Source organism: Streptomyces sp. NBC_01478 (assembly GCF_036227225.1).
Lineage (GTDB): Bacteria > Actinomycetota > Actinomycetes > Streptomycetales > Streptomycetaceae > Streptomyces.
Genome location: NZ_CP109444.1, coordinates 8,167,011 through 8,188,852, shown reverse-complemented (window position 1 = coordinate 8,188,852; position 21,842 = coordinate 8,167,011). Strand labels below are relative to the sequence as shown.

Genomic DNA, 21,842 nt, shown 5'->3' with positions numbered 1-21,842 from the left:
CCGTGCGGGCGAAGCCTGTATGCGGTCCGGTCAAGGCGGGGGGTCCGGTTATGCGCCATGAGATTGGCGCAACGCGGTTTCCGTCGAAGCCCCTCGATGTTTCGCGGGGGTGACGAAGGCGCCGTACGTGTTACGCGTCGATGAACCGCCGGATCTCCGGCCAAGCGATCGTTATCGTGGCGCAACCTTTCCCGGCGGGGGGAAACCGGCCGCGGCCGGCCTTCCGGCGGCCTGGCGTGGGGGCGCCGGGGCATGGGGCTGGGGCCGTTCGGCGCTCTCCCGCGGCTCGGTCGGGAGCCTCTCGGCGAGGTCGACGTTTTCGGCCGGAGGGCCGGCACCTCACACCGCCCGGTGGACGGTCTTTCGAATACGAGTCCCAAAGGGCCGACCGGTCGTCCGACCACCTGACCCTCACCCGTCCCTCCGGCGCCGCCCGGTCGGCGGCCGTAGGTGAAACCGGCCGCGGTCGGCCTTCCGATGACCTGGCATGGGGGAGCCGAGTCGGGCGGTTCGGGAAGGCCGGCCGCGGCCGGGGCTCGGGTGTTCAGACCGCTTCGGCGGACTCCGGCAGCTCGATCGCGAGCCGCTCGGTGAGATCGACGACTTCGGCCAGATCACCGAAGTCGCGGAACGCGGTGTCGACGGTCTTTCGGATACGAGTGTTGACGCGCTCGGAGCGCACCTTCTTGGCGACGGTCATCGCTTCCGTGGCCAGCACCGCGCTCTGCTCGGGTTCGCGCCGCAGCAGGTGCACGGTGGCCAGGCCGATGAGATTGAGCGCGTACGACCGCTGGTGCACATCGTCCTTGGCGAAGAGGTCCACCGCCCGCTGCATGACGGGCTCGGCCAGCGAGGCGTAGGCGGGGCTGCGGCCGGCGACGTAGGCGAGGTCGCGGTAGGAGTGCGAGTTCTCGCCGTACAGCTCGGCCTCGGAGAAGAAACGGATCCAGTCCGGGTCCGGGTCGTCCCAGTCGTGTACGTCCCCGAAGGTGTCCTCGGCCATCCGGACCGCCCGCTTGCACTTGCCGGGCTGCCCCATGTTGGCGTAGGCGCGGGCCTCCATCGCATACAGCATCGACTGGGTGCGCGGGCTCGCGCAGTCCCGGCTGCCGTACTGCGCGAGGTGGATCAGCTCCAGGGCGTCGTCCGGCCGCCCGAGGTGGATCATCTGGCGGCTCATGCTGGACAGGACGTACGACCCGAGCGGCTTGTCGCCGGCCTCCTTGGCGGCGTGCAGGGCGAGGACGAAGTACTTCTGCGCGGTGGGCTGGAGCCCCACGTCGTACGACATCCACCCGGCCAGCTCGGCGAGTTCGGCGGCGACCTTGAACAACTTGCGGTTGGTGGCCTCGGGTTGGGGCTCCTGGAGGAGGTCGGTCACCTCGTGCAACTGCCCTACGACCGCCTTGCGGCGCAGGCCGCCGCCGCACTGTGCGTCCCACTTGCGGAACATCGCCGTGGTGGACTCCAGCAGCTCCAACTCGGGCCGGGAGAGCCGCCCGACGTGCCGGGAGGCGCTCACGGGCTCGGGCTCCGGCTGGTGGGCCGAGGGGCCGGGGACGAGCCAGCGCTGCATGGGCTCGATGAGGGACGGTCCCGCGGACAGGGCGAGCGAGGCGCCGAGGAAGCCGCGCCGGGCCAGCATGAGGTCGCTGCGCGAGAACTCGCTGAGCAGGGCCACCGTCTGCGGGGCCGTCCAGGGCAGGTCGACGCCGGACACGGAGGGTGCCTGGCGGGCCGCGCGCAGGCCCAGGTCCTCGACCGAGACGACACAGCCGAAGCGCTCGGAGAACAGCTCCGAGAGGATCCTGGGGATCGGCTCGCGCGGGTTCTCGCCGTCCAGCCAGCGGCGCACCCGCGAGGTGTCCGTGGAGATGTGGTTGGCCCCCAACTGCCGCGCCCGGCGGTTCACTTGACGCGCCAGCTCGCCCTTGGACCAGCCGCTGCGCACGAACCACGAGCCGAGCAGCTCATTGGGGCGCTTGTCCGTACTGGCCGCGGTTGTCCCGCCTCCGCCGTTGCCGCCCACTGGAACGCCCCCATCCCTGGAACCACTTGTCGCCGCTGTGCGCCAAGCCCTATCAGAATGCCGGTAAATACGGCTTCCCGTCCCGCACTTGTCACCCTTCGAACGAGATGACGAGTTGCCTCCGGCATACCCACGAGCGCATGTGCCCCGAGGACTTGTGCACTCAAAGTAATCCTACGATCACCCGTCCAGCCACGGCGATCCCGGAAACGCCACCATTCGCCACCCCTTCGAATGAACCTACGGTTGCCCGCGCACGATTCACTTGACATAGGACGGCCGGAGGTGGGCGTAGCGGTGCACGCAGGGGCGCGTGCCGCCGAGCACACCACCCGGGATGCTCCTGGACGCCGCCTGGATCCTGCGGCACCGGGTAGGCGTGGACGCAGAGTGACGATCCGCATCCGTCTCGTAACCACCGGTGCGTCGGACCCGTTGGAGGGGGCATGGGCTTCACGATCGGCAGCAGCCGGGGTATCCGCGACATCCGGTCCGGCACGCGCCGCCGCGGCCGCGCTTCGGAGTGCACGGCGGTGGCCGAGTTCACCGGACTCTGGGGCTGGGACGTGGTCGCGGGCGCCCGGGCCGCGGGGGGCGCGTGCTCCTGCGGCGACACGGAATGCCGTACGCCGGGCGCACATCCACTGACCTTCGCGCCCGAGGTGCGGGCCGGCGCGACCCTGGACGAAGTCACCGCGGCCTGGGCCGAGTTGCCCGGTGCCTCGATCATGCTGCCGGTGGGGCGAGCGTTCGACGTGATCGAGGTGGCCGAACCCGCCGGGCGCCGCGCACTGGCCCGGCTGGAGCGGATGGGCCTCCCGCTCGGCCCGGTCGCCGCGACCCCCGACCACCGCGCCCACTTCTTCGTCGCCCCCGGCGCGGCCGCCGAACTCCCCTCCCTGCTCTACCGCATGGGCTGGGACGACCCCACCTCCCTCGACCTGCGCGGCCTCGGCCCCGGCACCCACATCACCGCCCCGCCCTCGGACCGAGGAGGCCTGGGCCCGGTCCGCTGGCTCCGCTCCCCCGCCCTCGACTCGGCGACAAAGCCCCCGGCGGCACGCCTGTTGCTGGGCACGCTGGCGTACGTGGCACACAGGTCGCGCGCCTAGCCGTAAACACCGAAGTGCCCGTCCTCAAGGGTGAGTTGAGGGACGGGCACTTCTTGGAAGAGGGGCGATTACAGCGCGCCCTTCAGGGACGCGGGGCTGTGACATGTGCGGCTCCGCCGCGTGGGCGCGACCAGCCCCCACCGACCCGCAGCAAACAAACCACGCATCACTCGCCGATAAGGGCGTCAACAAACGCCTCCGGCTCAAAGGGCGCCAAATCATCCGCACCCTCACCCAGCCCGATCAGCTTCACCGGTACGCCCAGTTCACGCTGCACGGCGATCACGATGCCACCCTTGGCCGTACCGTCCAGCTTGGTCAGGACAATGCCCGTGATGTCGACGACCTCGGCGAAGACCCGCGCCTGCACCAGCCCGTTCTGCCCGGTGGTCGCATCGAGGACGAGCAACACCTCGTCGAGCGGCGCGTGCTTCTCCACCACCCGCTTGACCTTGCCGAGCTCGTCCATGAGCCCGGTCTTCGTGTGCAACCGCCCGGCCGTGTCGATGAGGACGACGTCGACCCCCATCTCCTTGCCCTCCTTCACCGCGTCGAACGCGACGGAGGCGGGATCCCCGGCCTCGGGCCCACGCACGGTGTGGGCACCGACCCGCTCACCCCAGGTCTGCAACTGGTCGGCGGCGGCGGCCCGGAACGTGTCGGCGGCACCGAGCACGACCGTACGGCCGTCGGCCACGAGCACCCGGGCCAGCTTCCCGGTGGTGGTGGTCTTGCCCGTGCCGTTGACCCCGACGACCATCACGATGCCGGGCTTGCGGTCCTCGGGCTCGGTCTTCACGGTGCGGTCGACATCGGTGCCGACCAGCTTGAGCAGCTCCTCGCGGAGCAGGGTGCGCAGCTCCTGCGGGGTGCGGGTGCCGAGCACCTTCACACGCTCGCGCAGCCCGTCGACGAGTTCCTGGGTGGGGGCCACGCCGACGTCGGCGGTGAGGAGGATTTCCTCGATCTCCTCCCAGGTGTCCTCGTCGAGGTGCTCGCGGGACAACAGCGCGAGCAGCCCCTTGCCGAGCGCGTTCTGCGAGCGGGAGAGCCGCGAGCGCAGCCGGACGAGCCGTCCGGCGGTCGGCTCGGGAACATCCAGCTCGGGAACATCCGGTACGGGGGGTTCCTCGACGGCGACCGGGGCCGAACCGTCCGGAAGATCCACCTCCTCTATCGTCCGGCGCGCTTCGTCGCGCGGCGTCTCGGCCTCGTCGCCGACGTGCGGCTCGGCCGGCGGGGCGGTGATGTCGGGCACGGAGGTGGGCGGCGGGGGCAGCGGCTTCTTGCGCCGGCTGCCGACGACGAGCCCGCCGAGCGCACCGAGCACGACCACGGCGATGACTACAGCAAGGATGACGGTTTCCATAACCCACCCAGTATCAGCCATGGGTCTCGCCGGGGCCCAGCGCGGGCGCGGCCGGGGAGTCGCCCCCCTGACCCGGTCCCCGCCGACGGTCCCGGACGGTCGTAGTCATGGCCATCTGACATATCGTCAGCTACCGTCCCCCACCACACACGAAGGGGGACCTCCCATGCCCGTCTCGGTCGTACGCTTCAACCTCGTCGAACCCGGCGCGACCCCCGCCTCGCTGAGCGCCCGCTACCGGGCCGCCCTGGAGATGGCCGCGTACGCGGACGAGCACGGGATCACCACCGTGCAGACGGAGGAGCACCACGGCGTCGCCAACAACTGGATGCCGTCGCCCTTCGCCTTCGCGGGCGCGGTGTTCGGCGCGACCAAGCACATCGCGGTGACCGTCTCGGCGGTCATCGGCCCGCTGCACGACCCGCTCCGGCTGGCCGAGGACATCGCCGTGCTCGATCTGCTGAGCGGCGGCCGGCTGGTGACCGTGGCCGGGATCGGTTACCGGCCCGAGGAGTACGCCCAGTTCGACGTGGACTGGAAGCGCCGGGGCCTGCTCCAGGACGAGCTGCTGGAGACCGTCCTGAAGGCGTGGTCCGGCGAGGAGTTCGAGTACCGCGGCCGTACCGTACGGGTCACCCCGCGCCCCTTCTCCGACCCGCACCCCCTGCTGCTGGTCGGCGGTTCCTCGAAGGCCGCAGCGCGCCGGGCCGCCCGGCTGGGTCTGCCGTTCTTCCCCAGTGCGCACCTTCCCGACCTGGAGGCGTACTACAAGGACCGGCTCGTGGAGTACGGCACCGAGGGCTGGACGATGATGCCGGGGGCCGAGACCCCGCTGCTGCACATCGCCGAGGACCCGGACCGGGCCTGGGCCGAGTACGGCGCGCACTTCCTGCACGAGGCGCGGACGTACGCCTCCTGGCAGTCCGGGGAGATCCGCTCGGCGGTGAAGTCGGGGGCCACGACCGTGGCGGAGCTGCGCGCGGAGGGCGTCTACCGGATCCTCACGCCGGACGAGTGCGTGGCGCTGGGGCTCGACAATCTCGTACTGCATCCGCTGTCGGGCGGGATGCCGGTGGACGAGGGATGGCGCAGCCTGCGGCTGTTCGCGGAGCGGGTGCTGCCGCGGCTCGGGGAGTGACCCCGACTCGGAGAGTGACCTTTACCCGCAACCGGTGGACCGGCCGCTCCACCGGTGGTCCACTGCGGTCATGACCTTGGCTGTGGATGTGTTCCTGCGTGACGCGGACGGCCAGTGGAACGTGCTCGACGTTCCGGAGGGCTGCAACGACTCGGCCGGCTTCGAGAACTGGCGGGAGACCGTGTGGGGTTCGGCGCCCGTGCGCTCGCTGGGCTGCGCGTACCTTCCCGTGCTGGCCTCCAGCGACCTGTACGTCGAGGCCTCGGACGTACCGGACTTCCTGCGTGAGCTCGCGTTGCTGCGGGAGCATCTGGAGGCTGTCGCCGCGGCGGTCGGTGAGCGTCCCGACCTGGTCGAGAGCCGCCTGGACAACATCGAGGCCGCCGCTCTCCGGGCCCGGGAGATCGGCGGCGGCGTCCTCATCTGGTGACTGAGGGGTGGGGTGGTTTCGGGGGGACGGGCGGCGGGGGATGGAGCCCGTCTCCCCGAGCTTGTGGGGAGGGCCGGGTCAGCCCATGTCCTCCAGCTTCTTGCCCTTCGTCTCCTTCACGAACTTCAGGACGAACGGGATGGAGAGCGCGGCGAAGACCGTGTAGATCACGTAGGTCGCGGAGAGGTTCCAGTCGGCCAGCGAGGGGAAGCTCGCGGTGATGGCCCAGTTGGCGATCCACTGCGCGGAGGCGGCGACGCCGAGGGCGGCGGCGCGGATCTTGTTCGGGAACATCTCGCCGAGGAAGACCCAGACCACCACACCCCAGGACAGGGCGAAGAAGAGGACGAAGACGTGGGCCGCGATCAGCGCGGTCCAGCCCTGCGCGGAGGGCAGCTTGCCGTCGACGAGGTCGTAGGAGAAGGCCCAGGCCTCCAGCGCGAGACCGACGACCATGCCGACCGAGCCGATGAGGGCCAGCGGCCTGCGGCCGATGCGGTCCACGAAGATCATGGCGATCACGGTGCCGATGATGTTCACGATCGACGTCGTGAAGGAGTAGAAGAACGACTCCGTGGGGTCGACGCCGACCGACTGCCACAGCGTCGAGGAGTAGTAGAACGCGACGTTGATGCCGACGAGCTGCTGGAAGGCCGAGAGGCCGATGCCGACCCAGACGATCGGCTTGAAGTAGAAGCCGCCACCGCCGAGCAGGTCCTTGAAGGTCGACTTGTGCTCGCTCTTCATCGCGTGCTCGATCTCGGCGACGCGGGCGTCCAGGTCGATGTCGTCGCCCTCGACCTCACGCAGCACCTCGTGGGCGCGGCCCAGCTTGCCCGCGGAGATCAGGAAGCGCGGGGACTCGGGGATCGCGAAGGAGAGCAGGCCGTAGAGGACGGCCGGGACCACCATGACGCCGAGCATGACCTGCCAGGCCTCCAGGCCCATGAGCTTGCCGCGCTGGTCGCCGTCGGCGGCGTTCAGCAGACCCCAGTTGACCAACTGCGAGATCGCGATACCGATGACGATCGCGGCCTGCTGGAAGGAGCCGAGCCGGCCGCGGTAGGCGGGCGGGGAGACCTCGGCGATGTAGGCGGGGCCGATGACGGAGGCCATGCCGATGGCGAAGCCGCCGACGATCCGCCAGAAGGCGAGGTCCCAGAGCGCGAAGGGCAGCGCCGAACCGACAGCACTGATCGTGAACATCACCGCGGAGATCTGCATACAGCGGATACGGCCGATGCGGTCGGCTATGCGGCCGGCGGTCGCGGCACCGATCGCACAGCCGATCAGGGCGATCGCGATGACCTGGGCGAGGGCCGCGGAGCCGATGTCGTAGCGGCTGCGGATCGCCTCGACGGCGCCGTTGATCACGGAGCTGTCGTAGCCGAAGAGGAAGCCGCCCATCGCGGCCGCCGCCGCGATGAAGATGACGTGCCCGAGATGTTCGGGATGAGCCGACCCGGCTCCTGACTGAGGTGCCTGCGCAGTGCTGGTCACGTGTAACTCCTGGGGCCACCGGCGTCGCTGCCGGGGTGGGGGGGCGACCCTTCCAGTGGCGCACAGCTTCCGGCTGCCCACCACCTGAAGGTAAAAGCAACGCTGAAGAGACTATGCCTTCAAGTTTCGAAGTCAACAGGGGGTCTGTTGTGACGTTCGACGTCGCAGGTAGTCGCCTGGCGTTCAACACTTGAACGCTTCGTGAGGGTCTAGCGAAGGCGCTGCGAGATGACCTTCGAGACCCCGTCGCCCTGCATGGAGACGCCGTACAACGCGTCGGCGACCTCCATCGTGCGCTTCTGGTGGGTGATCACGATGAGCTGCGAGGCCTCCTGCAGCTCCTGCATGATCCGGATCAGCCGCTGGAGGTTGGTGTCGTCGAGCGCCGCCTCGACCTCGTCCATCACATAGAACGGGCTGGGCCGCGCCTTGAAGATCGACACCAGGAGTGCCACGGCGGTGAGGGACCGCTCCCCGCCGGAGAGCAGGGAGAGCCGCTTGACCTTCTTGCCGGGCGGGCGGGCCTCGACGTCCACGCCCGTGGTGAGCATGTTGTCGGGATCGGTCAGGATCAGCCGGCCCTCGCCACCCGGGAACAGCCGGCTGAAGACACCCTCGAACTGAAGGGCCGTGTCCCGATAGGCCTCGGTGAAGACCTGCTCGACGCGCTCGTCGACCTCCTTCACCACTTGGAGCAGGTCGGCGCGGGTCTTCTTCAGGTCCTCCAGTTGCTCGCTGAGGAACTTGTGCCGCTCCTCCAGCGCCGCGAACTCCTCCAGCGCGAGCGGGTTCACTTTCCCGAGTTGTTGGTACGCCCGTTCGGCGGACTTGAGCCGCTTCTCCTGCTCGGCGCGGTGGAAGGTACGGGGCTGGTTGCGCGGGTCCTCCGGGTCGTCGGGCAGGATCTCGCCCTCGGCGGCGAGCGAGGGCGGCACGAGCTGGTGCGGCCCGTACTCCTCGACGAGCCCCGCGGGCTCGACTCCCAGCTCCTCCAGCGCCTTGGTCTCCAACTGCTCGATCCGCATCCGCTTCTCGGCACCGAGCACCTCACCGCGGTGCACCGAGTCGGTCAGCTTGTCGAGCTCGCCCTTGAGGTCGCGCCCCTGGTTGCGGGCGGCGGTCAGCTCCTGCTCACGGCGCGCCTTGGCCGCATCGGCGGCGGTGCGTTCCTCGTCGGCGCGCACGAGGGACACCTCGACGTGCGCGAGCAACTGCCGCGCCCCGAAGGCGACGGCTTCGGCTACGGCGGCCTCGTGCCGCAACCGCGCGAGCCGCTGCTCCGCCCGCGCCCGAGCCTCACGCTCCGCTCGGGCGGCACGATCGAGCGAATCGGCGCGCCCGGCAAGCCCCTTGACCCGCTCCTCGTGGGTCCGGACCTGAAGCCGCGCCTCCATCTCGGTCTGCCGAGCATTGGCCCCATCAGCGGCAAGCCGGTCCCGCACGGAGGTATCGGGCTCCTCCTCGACCGGCATCTCCTCAGCCACGGCCAGCCGTTCGGCGAGCACTTCGGCTTCTTCTACGGCCTTGTCGAGTGCGTCCTGTGCCCGTGCCGCCGCCGCGGTTGACCTCTCGGCTTCTCCGGCGGCCCCGCGAGCCTGGCCGGCCAACCGCCCCAACTGCTGCGCCACGGCCGACTTTTCGCGCTCTGCGGCTCGGCGGCGCTCCCCCAACTCCTCGACGAGCGCGGCGCATTCCTTCCGTCGCTCGCCTGCGGACTGCTGGGCTGCGGCCAACTCTTCGCAGCGGACGGCCAGTTCTTCGAGTTCGGCGGCGGCTTCGTCCACGGAGGCCTGGACTTCGATGAGGCTCGGTGCGCCGGCGGAGCCGCCGTGGGCGAAGTGGGCGCCGAGCAGGTCGCCTTCGGCGGTCACCGCGGTCAACTCAGGGTGTGTGTATACGAGTTGTTCGGCGTCTTCGAGGGTGTCCACGACGACGATGTTGTGGAGGAGGCGGCGGACCGCGGGCATGAGGTCGGCGGGGGCGCGGACGAAATCAGCGGCGAAGGGCAGTCTGTCGTCTGCGGGCTCGTCGTGGCTGGTCGCGCCGTTCCCCGCGCCCCTTTGGGGCGCCCCGGTGCCCGGCGTTGAATGGTCAACGCCCCCTGCCAGCAGCAGCGCCGCCCTGCCTCCGTCCTGTTTGCGCAGCAGTCTGATCGCGTCCGCCGCCGACGCCGGGGTCGTCACCGCGATCGCGTCCGCCGCCGCGCCGAAGGCCGCCGCCAGGGCTGTCTCGTGGCCCGGGGTCACCGTCAACAGCTCCGCTGCGGGCCCCAGGATTCCGGTGAGCCTGTCCCGTGCGCCGAGCAGTATCCCCGTGCCGTCCTTCCGCCTCAGGCCCAGGGCCAGTGCCTCGTGGCGGGCCTGGGTGGCGGCTCGCTTGCGTTCTGCCGCTGTGGACGCCTCGCGGGCTGCCGTCAACGCGGCCTCCGCCTGGGACAGTTGGCGCTTGAGCTCCTCGTGCTGCTCGGAGAGTTCCGCGTCGCCGGCGTCCAGGCCGTCCACCTCGGCCTGGAGGGTCTCGTACTCCTCCTGTGCGGTGGCCGCGCGCTCCTGGGCCTCGTCGCGGGCGGAGGCGAGGCGGTCGATCTCGGCCTGGGCGGAGGCGGCGCGTGAACGGGCCGCGTTGACCTGGCCGTTGAGCCGGGCGAGGCCCTCGCGGCGGTCGGCGATGGAACGGGCCACGTCCTTCAACCGCCGTTCCTCGGCGGTGAGTTCGCGTTCCAGTTCGGAGCGGTGGGCGACCGTGTCCTCCAGGGCGTGCTCGGCCGCCTCCAAAGCCGCTTCCAACTCGGCCTCCTGTTCGCGGATCCGGGCGGCCTCGCGCTCCATGTCCTCGGGGTCGCGGCCCCGGCGTTCCTCGGGCGGCGCCGATGTCGCGCTCTTCACCCGGGCGTCGGCCAGCGAGATCGTGCCGCGCACCCGCTCGGCCAGTTGGGACAGCTCGTACCAGGTCTGCTGGGCGCGCTGGAGGCGTGGGGTGAGCTGCCGTACCTCGTCCTCCAGGAGTCCCTCGCGCTGGAGCGCCTTGCGCAGCTCCAGTTCGGCGGCCTCCTTGCGCCCCTTCAGGGCGGCCTCGTCGGCGATCTCGGTGTTCAGCGCCTGGCGCAGTCGTACGAGATCGTCGGCCAACAGCCTCAGGCGCGCGTCCCGAAGATCCGCCTGGATGACGGCGGCCCTGCGCGCGACCGCCGCCTGCCGGCCCAGGGGCTTGAGCTGGCGGCGGAGTTCGTCCGTGAGGTCCTGCACGCGCGCGAGGTTGGCCTGCATCGCGTCCAGTTTCCGCAGCGCCTTCTCCTTGCGCTTGCGGTGCTTGAGGACTCCGGCCGCTTCCTCGATGAAGGCGCGGCGGCCCATGGGGTCGGCGTGCAGGACGGAGTCGAGCTGGCCCTGGCCGACGATGACGTGCATCTCACGGCCGATGCCGGAGTCGGAGAGGAGTTCCTGGATGTCGAGGAGGCGACACGTGTCGCCGTTGATCTGGTACTCGCTGCCGCCGTTGCGGAACATGATCCGCGTGATGGTGACCTCGGCGTACTCGATGGGCAGCGCCCCGTCGGAGTTGTCGATGGTCAGGGACACCTCGGCGCGGCCCAGCGGGGGGCGGCCGGTGGTGCCGGCGAAGATGACGTCCTCCATCTTGCCGCCGCGCAGCGACTTGGCGCCCTGTTCGCCCATGACCCAACTGAGCGCGTCCACGACATTGGACTTGCCCGAGCCGTTCGGACCGACGACGCACGTGATTCCCGGCTCGAACCGGAGCGTGGTCGCCGAGGCGAACGATTTGAACCCTCGGAGGGTCAGGGCCTTGAGGTGCACGCCGCTGGACTCTACCTTCCGCTGCTCGCTCTCTCCATGAACGTCCGGTTCCCCGCGGTTTCGCCCTTGAACGTGCAGGGCACACCAAACGTTAAAGAGGGTGGAGGCATGCGGGGGAAAGAAAGAAGGGACGCCGAAGCGTCCCTTGCAAACTCTGACAACTCAGCGGTTGAAGCGGGCAGCCCAGCCACTGTTTGTCATGGTGCGTCGCAGTGATCAGGTGAGCGCGGGCTCAGCCTGGCGTACGTCGATGCTCTCGAGAAGCGAATCGTGAGTTGCGGCAGCCGTCAGCGCGTCGTTCTCTTCCTGGATCCGAACGAGCTCGGATTCCAGGTCCTGGACGCGCTGCTGGAGCCGTCGCATCTCGGCGAGGAGTCGCGGGTCGGAACCGCCGACGTAACCGAGAAGCGCCTTTGCCATGATGGATGGTCCTCCACACTGAGTGACCGACCGAAGCGGTGTGGGTCGTGAGGGAATCGCACCCGCGGTGCTTGACAGTCTTGAGTGTTGCTCTGCTGTTCTTCCATGCCAAACAGCTAAGGTGCGCGGGGCTTTCAGAGTCTCACCAAAAAGTTTGACGGTCAACACGATCACGCCCCGTATTGGCGGCAACCCGGGGGCACGCGGCCCTGACCGGGCGGCGTTGCGACTCCTGCGGGGCCTCTCCAGGTGTGGCGATCATTCTTAGCTGGGGAGCCTGCCAGAGCGCGCCGTTCTTGGCAACCACCAGGTCATTTCTGCTGTGGGCAGGTGCCGGTGGCATGTCCCTCCGCTTCCGCCAGGGCCGCTTTACACCGTTTCGCAGATTGTGCTCAGCGGATCGCGAAGCCGTCGTAACCGCCGCGAGGTGTGTCCCAGATCTCGGTGACGCCATCCACGCGGCCGGGCGTGTCGTACCCCTGGAGCCAGTCGAGGAGTCCTTCGCAGCCCTCGCGCGATCCCTCCGCGACCACTTGCACGCGTCCGTCGCCCAAATTGAGAGCAAAACCACTCAGGCCGCCGATCTCCAGAGCTTTGGCACGGGTAAACCACCGAAAACCCACACCTTGCACACGCCCTCGCACCCAGGCGACCAACCGCACATCCTCGCTCATGGCTGCAACCTAACCGGCCAATGTCTCTCTGGACACTTGCTCCCCTCGCGCCATGCGGTACCGTCCGCCCCAATGAATCTCATATGAAACTCACTCGATCGAGTGAGCTGGGTCACCGCACGGACGAGTTGACCGCAAGGACGAAAGGCAAGGACATGGGACGCCACCGACGCTCCGCCGCCGGCCGCGCCGCCACGGGCCGCGCCACGGGGGTCACAGAGACGCACGGCTCATACACGAGCGGCTACGACCCGCATGACTCGTACGACTGGAACGACCGCTCCGACCGGAACGACCGCTTCGACTGGAACCCGGCCGACGGCTCGACGATCGGCATGGCGCCCTATCTCCACCCGGAGGGCCCCGCCGAGTTCCACCAGAACCACCAGTCCCCCGCGGACCACCGGGTCCGCGAGGTGCACACGAACCACGAGGTCCCGCCGAAGAGCGAAGCCCGGCTGCGGGCGGAGACCCGGCTGAAGGCCGAGTCCAGCCTCAAGAGCGAGGCCTATCTCTTCGCCACCCCGGAGGACTACGCCGTGGTCTTCCCCGAGGCGGCCGGTGCCTCTGCCCGGGGCGACGGTTCGCGCTCGGGCCGTGGGCGCCGTCGTAAGCGCAAGAGCGTGCCGCCGGCCGTCAAGTCCGGCCTGCTGGGTGTCTCCGCCGCGGTCGCCATCGGCACGGTGGCGGTCGCCACCGGTGCGATGCCGGGGCTGGACAACTACAAGCTCGGCGGTGGCGGCGGCTCGGACAAGGTGCAGGCCGCCGGTTCGCCGAGCAACTCGGCGACCGAGCAGGGCGGTACGTCCGGCAGCGCGCAGTCCCGCGACGACGGCTCGTCCACGAGCCGTGACGCGGACCGCGCGGCCTCGCCCTCGGCGGCTCCGACCAAGTCCGCCACCGCGCCCGCCACGAAAGCCCCGGCGAAGAAGCCGGCGGCCACCCCGACCGAGGAGCCGACGACCAAGGCTCCCTCGGCGAAGCCCACCACCCCGACGCCCACGCAGTCCGCCGACACGCCCGTGACGGTCTCCGCGGAGGCCACCGCCGAGGCCGAGGTGCTCAAGCTCGTCAACGAGCAGCGGGCACTCGTCGGTTGCAGCCCGGTGGCCGCCAACAGCTCGCTGACCACGCTGGCCGAGAACTTCAGCCAGCAGATGGCCGCCGAGGACTTCTTCGACCACACCGACCCCAGCGGGGCCACCCCGTGGGACCGGGCGGAGAAGCTCGGCATCACCAACCTCGGCGGCGAGAACATCGCCCGCGGCCAGGCCGACGCGGCCGCGGTCATGGACGCCTGGATGAACAGCGCGGGCCACAAGGCCAACATCCTCAACTGCGACTTCAAGACCCTGGGCGTCGGTGTGCACTTCGGCACCGACGGCCCGTGGTGGACGCAGGACTTCGGGTACTAGTCCGCCCGACCACGACGGGGAGCGCTAACCAACGGTTAGTGCTCCCTTCTGGTTAGCGCTGCGTTCGCGTACGCTTGGGATATGGACACCACCCAGGAGCGTACGGAGGAGCAGAACTTCCCGTACAGCGTCTTCGCAAGGGCTTGCCCCTCCCGAGGCACCCTGGAGCACGTCACGGGCCGCTGGGGCGGACTCACCCTGTGCGCGCTGCACGAGGGCTCGCTGCGCTTCAACGAACTGCGGCGCCGTGTCGACGGCGTGAGCGAGAAGATGCTCTCGCAGACCCTGCACGCCCTGGAGCGCGACGGCCTGGTCCACCGCGAGGCCCAGCCGACCAACCCACCGCGCGTGGACTACGAGTTGACCCCCCTGGGCCACGGCGTCGCCGAACGCCTCATGGGGCTCGTCGACTTCGTGGAGTCCCGCATGGGTGACGTCCTCGCGGCCCGCACGCGCTACGACGAGACACGCGGCGCACTCTGAGACCCGGGAGCCCTTCGGCGCCCCCCTGCCCCCTCGGCGACCTCTAACCCCTGGGCGCCCTCTGGCACTTCGGGCAGAAGTAGCTCGAGCGGTTCATCCACGCCTGCCGCTTCATCGGCGTACCGCAGCGCCGGCACGGCAGGCCCTCGCGGCCGTACGCGTCGAGCGAGCGGTCGAAGTAGCCCGACTCCCCGTTCACGTTGACGTACAGGCTGTCGAAGCTGGTGCCGCCCACGTCGAGGGCCGCGTTCATCACGTCCCGTGCGTGGCCCAGGAGTTCGGCGGTGCGCGGGCGGGTGAAGCTCGCGGTCGGGCGTTCGTAGTGGACGCGGGCCCGCCAAAGGGCCTCGTCCGCATAGATGTTGCCGACCCCGCTGATCAACGACTGGTCCAGCAGGGCCCGTTTGATGGTCGTGCGCTTGCGGCGCAGGGCCTGGTGGAACAACTCGTCGTCGAACAACGGGTCCAGGGGGTCACGCGCGATGTGCGCGATGACGTCCGGCAGTCCGTCCGGGGTGGTGTCGTGCAACGACAGCCCGCCGAAGGTGCGTTGGTCGACGAAGCGGAGTTCGGTGCCCAGGCCGTCGGCGAACCGGACCCGGATGCGCAGGTGCTTCTCGTCGGGGAACTCGTGCTGCTGGACGAGGAGTTGACCACTCATCCCGAGGTGGGCCAGCACCGCCTGGTGGGTGTCCTCCAGCGGCAGCCACAGGTACTTGCCGCGCCGGCTCGGCGTGCCGATGCGATGCCCCTTGAGCCGGTGCGCGAAGTCGTCGGCGCCGGCGACATGACGTCGTACCGCACGCGGATGCAGCACCTCGGCATCGGCGACGGTGCGCTGGGCGACCCACCGCTCCAGACCTCGCCGGACTACCTCGACCTCGGGCAACTCGGGCATGGCATCCCCTGCTGGTGACGGGTGAACGATCCGAGCGCCCGCCCCACTCGGGGACGGGCGCTCGGGTCGTGCTGTTCGGTCAGGCGGACGCCGACGAAGGGTCGGCGCTCTCCTCGGCAGGCTGCTCAGCGGCCTCGGTGGTGAGCTCGGCGGGCTGTTCGGCCGCCTCCTTCGCCTTCTTGGCGCGCTCGTCCGCGTCGGCCCGGATGGACCGCCAGGCGGACTCGGCGGCCTGCTGCTCCGCCTCCTTCTTGCTGCGGCCGGTGCCGGTGCCGTACGAGACGCCTCCGACGCGGGCGGCAGCAGTGAAGGTCTTCTCGTGATCGGGGCCGGTCTCCGTGACCAGGTACTCGGGCACGCCGAGGCTTTCGGTCGCGGTGAGCTCCTGGAGACTGGTCTTCCAGTCCAGGCCGGCACCGAGGTTCGAGGACTTCTCGATGAGCGGGTCGAACAGGCGGTGCACCAGTTCGGAGGCCGCGTCGAGGCCCTGGTCGAGATAGACCGCGCCGATCACCGCTTCAAGGGTGTCGGCGAGGATGGACGCCTTGTCCCGGCCACCCGTGCCCTCTTCACCGCGGCCGAGCCGGATGAAGGAGCCGAGTTCCAGACCGCGACCGACCTCCGCCAGCGCACGAGAATTGACCACCGCGGCCCGCAGCTTGGCCAGTTGGCCTTCGGGCAGGTCGGGGTGGGTCGTGTACAGCGTGTCCGTGACGACGAGGCCGAGCACGGAGTCCCCGAGGAACTCCAGCCGCTCGTTCGTCGGCAGACCGCCGTTCTCGTACGCGTACGAACGGTGGGTCAGCGCACGCACCAGAAGGGCGGACTCGAGGTGATACCCGAGCCGCCCTTCCAACAGCGTGGGGGACGAGGCCGTGTCCGCCTGGTTCTTGGCGATTGAGTCCGCCTTGACGTCAGACATGGAGCCTCTCACCAGCCGCTCAGACCTCGAGGACCTGGCGCTTGTTGTACGTGCCGCAAGACGGGCACGCGATGTGCTGCTGCTTGGGCTCGTGGCAGCGCTCGCACGCAACCAGAGGGGTGACCGCAGCCTTCCACTGCGACCGGCGGTGGCGCGTGTTGCTGCGCGACATCTTCCGCTTCGGAACAGCCACGGCTACTTCTCCTGCTTCTCGTTGGCGCGCGCCGGTCGGGGCGCTTCGCCACTGATCTCGTCCTTCTCGCCGTCTTCGAGTGAACCGGCGAGTCCCTGCAGTGCCGCCCAACGGATGTCGACGGCTTCATGGTGGTGGTCCGGGTCGTCCGTGAGCCGCACTCCACACTCGGAGCACAGGCCCAGACAGTCGTCCTGGCACACCGGCTGCATCGGCAGTGCGAGCACCACCGCATCGCGCAGCACGGGCTCGAGGTCGAACAAGCCGTCCTCGATGAAGAGCATGTCCTCGTCTTCCTCGGCGTCGTCGACCGGTTCCGCTTTCACACGGCCACGGTCGTCGGCGTCAGGGTACGAGAACATCTCCTGGAAGTCCGCTTCGAGCGACAGCTCAAGCGGCTCCAGACACCTTACGCACTCCCCCTTGGCCGTTGCACGGGCGGTGCCTGTGACAAGCACCCCTTCCATGACCGACTCAAGGCGGAGGTCGAGCTCCATCGGGGCGCCTTCCGGCACTCCGATGACTCCCTGGATCCCGAGATCCTTGGGAGCCTCGATCGAACGGTTCAGGCGCTGCTGCGCACCGGGACGCCGACCCAGCTCGTGAGTGTCGAACACGAGTGGGTTGCGGTGGTCGAGGCGGGCGTTCAGAGCCATCCCTGTCTTTCGGTCTGCTGAGCTCAAGAGGACGCCGCCCTTCGGTGCTTCCGGGCAGCGTTGATCGCGGACGTACACGCGACCGAAGAGCCAGGATACTGGACCTTTCGCTCACGGCCCAATCCGGTGGATCCTTACAGGCCTCGACCTTGCTCGTACGCCCGCAGCTGCTCCGCGCTGATCATGCCGGTGTCGAAGAGGCTGGTCTCGTCGAGGGCGTAGCCCTGCTGCCCCTGGGTCTGCTGCCCCTGCTGGTCGAGCTGGGCCTGCTGCATCTGGTTCGGGTCGTACACGGGCTGCTGGCCGGTGTCGTAGCCCTGATAGGCGTAGGGGTCCGCCTGCTGGTACCCGTAGGGGTCCTGCTGCTGGGGCTGGGCGTAGCCCTGCTGCTGATAGCCGTACGGATCCTGCTGCTGGGCGGTCTGCTGGTAGTCGTAGGCCGCCTGCGGGGCGTAGTCCTGCTGCTCGGGCTGGAGCGGGGTCGCCGAGACCGGGGTGTCCGTGACGGTGGCGAGGTCGGCGAGGTAGTCGGCGTCGCTGGTGTGCTGGACCTGGTTGCCGTCGTCGTCGAGGGCGAGGGCCCCGAGGTCGTCGCTGGCGAGCCGGCCGTGCAGCTTCTGCCGGCCCTTCCCCACGGCCTCCAGGGTCTTGGCGAGGACCGCCTCGAAGGCGCCGAGCTTGACGTCCACGTACGCGTCGGCGTCGCGGCGCAGGGTCTCGGGGTCGTGGCTGCGCTCGGGGGCGTCCTCGTCCTCGTAGCCCTGGTCGTCGATGCCGGGGCCCGTGCCGAGCAGCTTCTCGCGGCCGCGGCCGACCGAGCCGAGGGTCTTGGTGAGGACGACCTCGAAGTTGGCGAGCTTGGAGTCGACGTAGTCGTCGGCCTCCGCGCGGACCTCCTCGGCCTCCTGGCGGGCCTCGGCGAGGATGCGGTCGGCCTCGTTCTGCGAGCGGCGGGCGACCTCGGTGTCGGAGATCAGCGAGCCGCGCTCGGCGTGCGCGGTCTGGATGATCCGCTCGGCCTCCTGGCGGGCCTGCTCGACCATCTCGTGCCGGCCGCCGATCAGCTCCTGCGCCTCCGCCAGCGAGTCGGGCAGGGCCGCGCGCACCTCTTCGAGCAGCGTGAGCAGCTCGGCGCGGTTGACCACGCACGAGGCCGACATGGGCATGGACCGGGCGCTGGAGACCGAGGCGACGATCTCGTCGAGCTTCTTCTGCACGTCCACCGTGTGCTCGCCACTCTCTACCGACGTGTTGGAGACGGACGGGTCGACTGTACGACCACTCCCGCCCCGCCCGACACCGGGTGACGCACTGTCAGTCCCTCAGCTCTTGCCGAGCCGCTCCGTGAGCGCTTCCAGGACGACGGCCGGCACCAGGTGGGAGATGTCGCCGCCCCACTGCGCGACCTCCTTGACCAGCGAGGACGACAGGAAGCTGTAGGTGGGGCTGGTCGGGATGAACAGGGTTTCGACGCCCGACAGTCCGTTGTTCATCTGGGCCATCTGGAGTTCGTAGTCGAAGTCGCTGACCGCGCGCAGGCCCTTGACGATGGCCGGGATGTCGCGCTGCTTGCAGAAGTCGACGAGCAGGCCGTGGTAGGCCTCGACCTGGACGTTGCCGAACTCGGCGGTGACCTCGCGGATCAGCTCGATCCGCTCGTCGACGGTGAACATGCCTTTCTTCGACTGGTTGATCATCACGACGACGTGCACGACGTCGTACAGCCTGGAGGCACGGGCGATGATGTCGAGGTGTCCATTGGTGATGGGGTCGAACGACCCCGGACAAACGGCGCGGCGCAACTGAGTTCCCTCGCTCTCCGGTCCGGTCATCGTGCGTCTTCGCACGTAGAGGCGGCGCGACCGTACCAAAAGGTCCCTTCGCCGTAGCGACGGGCCCGGATCGCGTCGAATCCGTCCGGCCACCCGAATTCGCCGCCTCTGGTGCTGCGCTCCACGGTGACGAGCGCGTCCGGCGCGAGCCAGCCCCCCGACCGGAGTGTGAGGAGAATCTCCCGAAGATCGTGATCTGGGACAACGTACGGCGGGTCGAGGAAGACGATGTCGTACGGGTCTGTCGGCGCCGGCGTCTGGACGATCTGTTCGGCTTTGCCCGCCCTGACCTCGGCGCCGGGGAGGCCGACGTTCTTGACGTTCTCCCTGATGACGCGGGCGGCCTTCGGGTCGGCCTCGACGAGGAGGGTGTGGCTCGCGCCGCGGGAGAGGGCTTCGAGGCCCACGGCTCCGGAGCCGGCGTACAGGTCCAGGACCCTTTCGCCGTTCAGGGGGGTGCCCAGGAGGGACTGCCAGGTGGAGAAGAGGCCCTCGCGTGCGCGGTCGGAGGTGGGGCGGGTTCCGGTGCCGGGCGGGACGGCGAGTCGACGTCCGCCGGCTTCGCCGGCGATCACGCGGGTCATCTTGGGTCCTTGATCGTGGGCGGCTTCAGGTTTCATTGTGGCTGGTCGCGCTCGCGCGGCGGTAGCCGCATATGGACTACAGCCCCGCGCGCCTGGGGTATCACCGCTAGCCCTTTTCCAAGTACTGCTCCCTCTCCTCGTCCAAGAGGGCATCCAGGGCTGTCCGCAAGCCGGGAAGTGCCGTCAGCTCCGGATCGGTCGCCACCACCGCCGTCGCCTCCTCCCTCGCCTCCGCGATGACCTCCTCGTCCTCGATGACCGACAGCACCCGGAGGGAAGTGCGGGCACCGGACTGCGCCTGTCCCAGCACATCGCCCTCGCGCCGCTGTTCGAGGTCGATGCGGGAGAGTTCGAAGCCGTCGAGGGTGGAGGCGACGGAGTTGAGGCGTTGGCGGGCCGGGCTGGCCTCGGGCATCTCGCTGACCAGGAGACAGAGGCCGGCCGCCGAGCCTCGGCCCACTCGGCCGCGGAGCTGGTGGAGCTGGGAGACGCCGAAGCGGTCGGCGTCCATGATCACCATGGCCGTGGCGTTGGGCACGTTGACGCCGACCTCGATGACGGTGGTGGCGACGAGGACGTCCGTGTCCCCGGCGGCGAAGCGGCGCATCACGGCGTCCTTGTCGTCGGGGTGCATACGGCCGTGCAGCACCTCGATCCTCAGCCCCTGGAGCGGGCCCTTGGCGAGCTGGGCAGCGATGTCGAGGACGGCGAGCGGCGGGCGCTTCTCCGCCTCGTCCTCGGCGGACTTCTTCTTGCCGGCCTTCTTGGGGTCGTCGTCCTCGTCGCCGATGCGTGGGCAGACGACGTACGCCTGATGGCCGTTGCTCACCTCCTCGCGGACCCGCTCCCAGGCGCGGGCCAGGAAGTGCGGCTTGTCAGCGGCGGGGACGACATGGCTGGCGATCGGCGAGCGGCCCGCCGGGAGTTGGTCGAGGACGGAGGTCTCCAGGTCGCCGAAGACCGTCATGGCGACCGTGCGCGGGATGGGGGTGGCGGTCATGACGAGCAGATGCGGAGGCTGCTTGCCCTTGCCGCGCAGGGCGTCGCGCTGCTCCACGCCGAAGCGGTGCTGTTCGTCGACCACGACCAGGCCCAGGTCGTGGAACTGGACCTTGTCCTCGATCAACGCGTGCGTGCCGATCACGATCCCGGCCTCGCCGGTGACGAGGTCGAGGAGGGCCTGGCGGCGGGCGGCCGTCCCCATCGAGCCGGTGAGCAGCGTGACCTTGGTGGCCCGCTCGGCCCCGCCCAGCATCCCGCCCTCGGCCAGCTCCCCCATCATCTCGGTGATGGAGCGGTGGTGCTGCTGCGCGAGGACTTCGGTGGGCGCGAGCATCGCGGCCTGGCCGCCGGCGTCCACGACCGCGAGCATGGCGCGGAGCGCGACCATGGTTTTGCCGCTGCCCACCTCCCCCTGCAACAACCGATGCATCGGATGTTCCGTCGCCAAGTCGTCGAAGATCTCCTTGGACACCTTCACCTGCCCGTCCGTGAGGGTGAACGGGAGGCGGTCGTCGAAGGCGGTGAGGAGGCCGTCGGGGGACGGTTCGCGGGCTACGGCCGGGAGTTGGGCGTCGGCGTGGCGGCGGCGGGCGAGGGCCACCTGGAGGACGAAGGCCTCGTCCCACTTGAGGCGGTCGCGGGCCGCGGCGATGTCCGCCTTGGTGTGGGGGCGGTGGATCTTGAGGAGGGCTTCCGGGAGGGAGACCAGGCCGCGGCCCTCGCGGAGGGAGTCCGGGAGGGGGTCGACGGCCTCCTGGGCGCTGGGCAGGGCTGTCTGGAGGGCCTTGCCGATCTTCCAGGACTCCAGTTTGGCGGTGGCGGGGTAGATGGGGATCAGGGTGCCCGCCCAGGTCTCCACCGTCTCCTCCGCGTCGCCCTTCAGCAACTCGTATGCCGGATGCGCGAGTTGCAGGCGGCGGTTGAAGACCGAGACCTTGCCCGCGAACATCGCGCGTGTGCCCGGCAGGAGTTCCTTGTGGGGTTTGTGAACTCCCGAGCCGAAGAAGACGAGTTGGAGCCGGCCGCTGCCGTCCGTGATCGTGACTTCGAGGCGCTGGCCCTTGCCCCGGGGGGCCTTGCTGGACGCGAAGGTGTGCAGGCGGGCGTCGGCGACCTGGGCAACCACGGTGACGTGCTCGTCCATCGGCAGGTCGGCGAGGTGCGTGAGCTGGCCCCGCTCCTCGTATCTGCGCGGATAGTGGTGCAGGAGGTCGCCCACGGTGTGCAGGCCGAGATGCTCGGCCATCACCTTCGCGGTGGCGGGGCCGAGCACTGTTTTCAATGGCTGTTCTAGTGGTTCTTCCAGTGCGGGCACGAGATCCATTGCACACCACGCCACTGACAATGCCGTATACGTCTTGCGAAAGTCC

19 protein-coding genes are annotated in these 21,842 nt (G+C 69.5%); 5 read left to right on the top strand and 14 right to left on the bottom strand.

Translation table 11 applies throughout. The features are described from left to right. Positions 1 to 544: 544 nt before the first annotated feature. Positions 545 to 2,029, bottom strand: coding sequence for a transcriptional repressor NsdA (gene nsdA / locus OG223_RS37180; RefSeq protein ID WP_329258349.1), 1,485 nt, complete (start codon positions 2,027 to 2,029; stop codon positions 545 to 547). Between the two features lie 446 nt (positions 2,030 to 2,475). On the opposite strand from nsdA, the gene OG223_RS37175 reads away from it, so the two are divergent. Continuing rightward, positions 2,476 to 3,141: a bifunctional DNA primase/polymerase gene (locus OG223_RS37175; protein WP_329258346.1), complete on the top strand. Its 666-nt coding sequence runs from the start codon at positions 2,476 to 2,478 to the stop codon at positions 3,139 to 3,141. A gap of 166 nt (positions 3,142 to 3,307) precedes the next feature. Here OG223_RS37175 and ftsY read toward each other — a convergent pair whose 3' ends face one another. Beyond that, positions 3,308 to 4,510: a signal recognition particle-docking protein FtsY gene (gene ftsY / locus OG223_RS37170; protein ID WP_329258343.1), complete on the bottom strand. Its 1,203-nt coding sequence runs from the start codon at positions 4,508 to 4,510 to the stop codon at positions 3,308 to 3,310. A gap of 166 nt (positions 4,511 to 4,676) precedes the next feature. Here ftsY and OG223_RS37165 point away from each other — a divergent pair, with 166 nt between their 5' ends. Both OG223_RS37165 and OG223_RS37160 read left to right on the top strand, forming a co-directional pair. Continuing rightward, positions 4,677 to 5,648 carry an LLM class flavin-dependent oxidoreductase gene (locus tag OG223_RS37165; protein WP_329258342.1) on the top strand — a complete coding sequence of 324 codons (972 nt, stop codon included), beginning with the start codon at positions 4,677 to 4,679 and terminating at the stop codon, positions 5,646 to 5,648. A gap of 70 nt (positions 5,649 to 5,718) precedes the next feature. Then, positions 5,719 to 6,078, top strand: coding sequence for a hypothetical protein (locus OG223_RS37160; protein WP_329258340.1), 360 nt, complete (start codon positions 5,719 to 5,721; stop codon positions 6,076 to 6,078). A 78-nt stretch (positions 6,079 to 6,156) separates the two neighbouring features. On the opposite strand, the gene OG223_RS37155 is transcribed toward OG223_RS37160, so the two are convergent. The 4 genes from OG223_RS37155 to OG223_RS37140 all read right to left on the bottom strand — a co-directional run bounded on the left by OG223_RS37155 (position 6,157) and on the right by OG223_RS37140 (position 12,487). Further along, complete coding sequence (locus OG223_RS37155; RefSeq protein ID WP_329258337.1) at positions 6,157 to 7,578, bottom strand: sugar porter family MFS transporter; 1,422 nt, start codon at positions 7,576 to 7,578, stop codon at positions 6,157 to 6,159. 209 nt (positions 7,579 to 7,787) lie between these two features. Next, complete coding sequence (gene smc / locus OG223_RS37150) at positions 7,788 to 11,393, bottom strand: chromosome segregation protein SMC (protein ID WP_329258335.1); 3,606 nt, start codon at positions 11,391 to 11,393, stop codon at positions 7,788 to 7,790. A gap of 216 nt (positions 11,394 to 11,609) precedes the next feature. Next, entirely contained in the window at positions 11,610 to 11,813 is a 204-nt protein-coding gene (locus OG223_RS37145) for a hypothetical protein (RefSeq protein ID WP_329258332.1), read from the bottom strand. Positions 11,814 to 12,205: 392 nt separating this feature from the next. Continuing rightward, a complete protein-coding gene (locus OG223_RS37140; protein ID WP_329258328.1) occupies positions 12,206 to 12,487 on the bottom strand; it encodes an acylphosphatase in 282 nt (93 codons plus the stop codon). A gap of 155 nt (positions 12,488 to 12,642) precedes the next feature. Between OG223_RS37140 and OG223_RS37135 the strand changes: the two genes are divergently transcribed. Beyond that, positions 12,643 to 13,902 (top strand): CAP domain-containing protein, encoded by a 1,260-nt coding sequence (locus tag OG223_RS37135; protein ID WP_329258325.1) that lies wholly within the window; start codon positions 12,643 to 12,645, stop codon positions 13,900 to 13,902. A gap of 81 nt (positions 13,903 to 13,983) precedes the next feature. Next, positions 13,984 to 14,385 (top strand): winged helix-turn-helix transcriptional regulator, encoded by a 402-nt coding sequence (locus OG223_RS37130; RefSeq protein WP_329258322.1) that lies wholly within the window; start codon positions 13,984 to 13,986, stop codon positions 14,383 to 14,385. 43 nt (positions 14,386 to 14,428) lie between these two features. On the opposite strand, the gene mutM is transcribed toward OG223_RS37130, so the two are convergent. From mutM to recG, 8 genes are all read right to left on the bottom strand, one after another. Next, complete coding sequence (mutM, locus tag OG223_RS37125) at positions 14,429 to 15,283, bottom strand: bifunctional DNA-formamidopyrimidine glycosylase/DNA-(apurinic or apyrimidinic site) lyase (RefSeq protein WP_329258319.1); 855 nt, start codon at positions 15,281 to 15,283, stop codon at positions 14,429 to 14,431. Between the two features lie 79 nt (positions 15,284 to 15,362). Then, the gene (gene rnc, locus OG223_RS37120) at positions 15,363 to 16,205 is read right to left on the bottom strand and encodes a ribonuclease III (RefSeq protein ID WP_443073780.1); all 843 of its coding nucleotides are present in this window, start codon (positions 16,203 to 16,205) and stop codon (positions 15,363 to 15,365) included. Between the two features lie 19 nt (positions 16,206 to 16,224). Beyond that, entirely contained in the window at positions 16,225 to 16,398 is a 174-nt protein-coding gene (gene rpmF / locus OG223_RS37115; protein ID WP_015657589.1) for a 50S ribosomal protein L32, read from the bottom strand. A 2-nt stretch (positions 16,399 to 16,400) separates the two neighbouring features. Continuing rightward, positions 16,401 to 17,054 carry a YceD family protein gene (locus OG223_RS37110; RefSeq protein WP_329258315.1) on the bottom strand — a complete coding sequence of 218 codons (654 nt, stop codon included), beginning with the start codon at positions 17,052 to 17,054 and terminating at the stop codon, positions 16,401 to 16,403. A gap of 134 nt (positions 17,055 to 17,188) precedes the next feature. Next, positions 17,189 to 18,277, bottom strand: a complete 1,089-nt coding sequence (locus tag OG223_RS37105; RefSeq protein ID WP_329258312.1) for an ATP synthase F0 subunit B — start codon at positions 18,275 to 18,277, stop codon at positions 17,189 to 17,191. Positions 18,278 to 18,376: 99 nt separating this feature from the next. Beyond that, positions 18,377 to 18,886, bottom strand: coding sequence for a pantetheine-phosphate adenylyltransferase (coaD, locus tag OG223_RS37100; RefSeq protein WP_329258309.1), 510 nt, complete (start codon positions 18,884 to 18,886; stop codon positions 18,377 to 18,379). After that, positions 18,883 to 19,470 (bottom strand): 16S rRNA (guanine(966)-N(2))-methyltransferase RsmD, encoded by a 588-nt coding sequence (rsmD, locus tag OG223_RS37095; protein WP_329258307.1) that lies wholly within the window; start codon positions 19,468 to 19,470, stop codon positions 18,883 to 18,885. Before rsmD ends, coaD begins: the two co-directional genes overlap by 4 nt. Positions 19,471 to 19,576: 106 nt before the next feature. Then, entirely contained in the window at positions 19,577 to 21,796 is a 2,220-nt protein-coding gene (gene recG, locus OG223_RS37090) for an ATP-dependent DNA helicase RecG (RefSeq protein ID WP_329258305.1), read from the bottom strand. Positions 21,797 to 21,842: the final 46 nt, after the last annotated feature.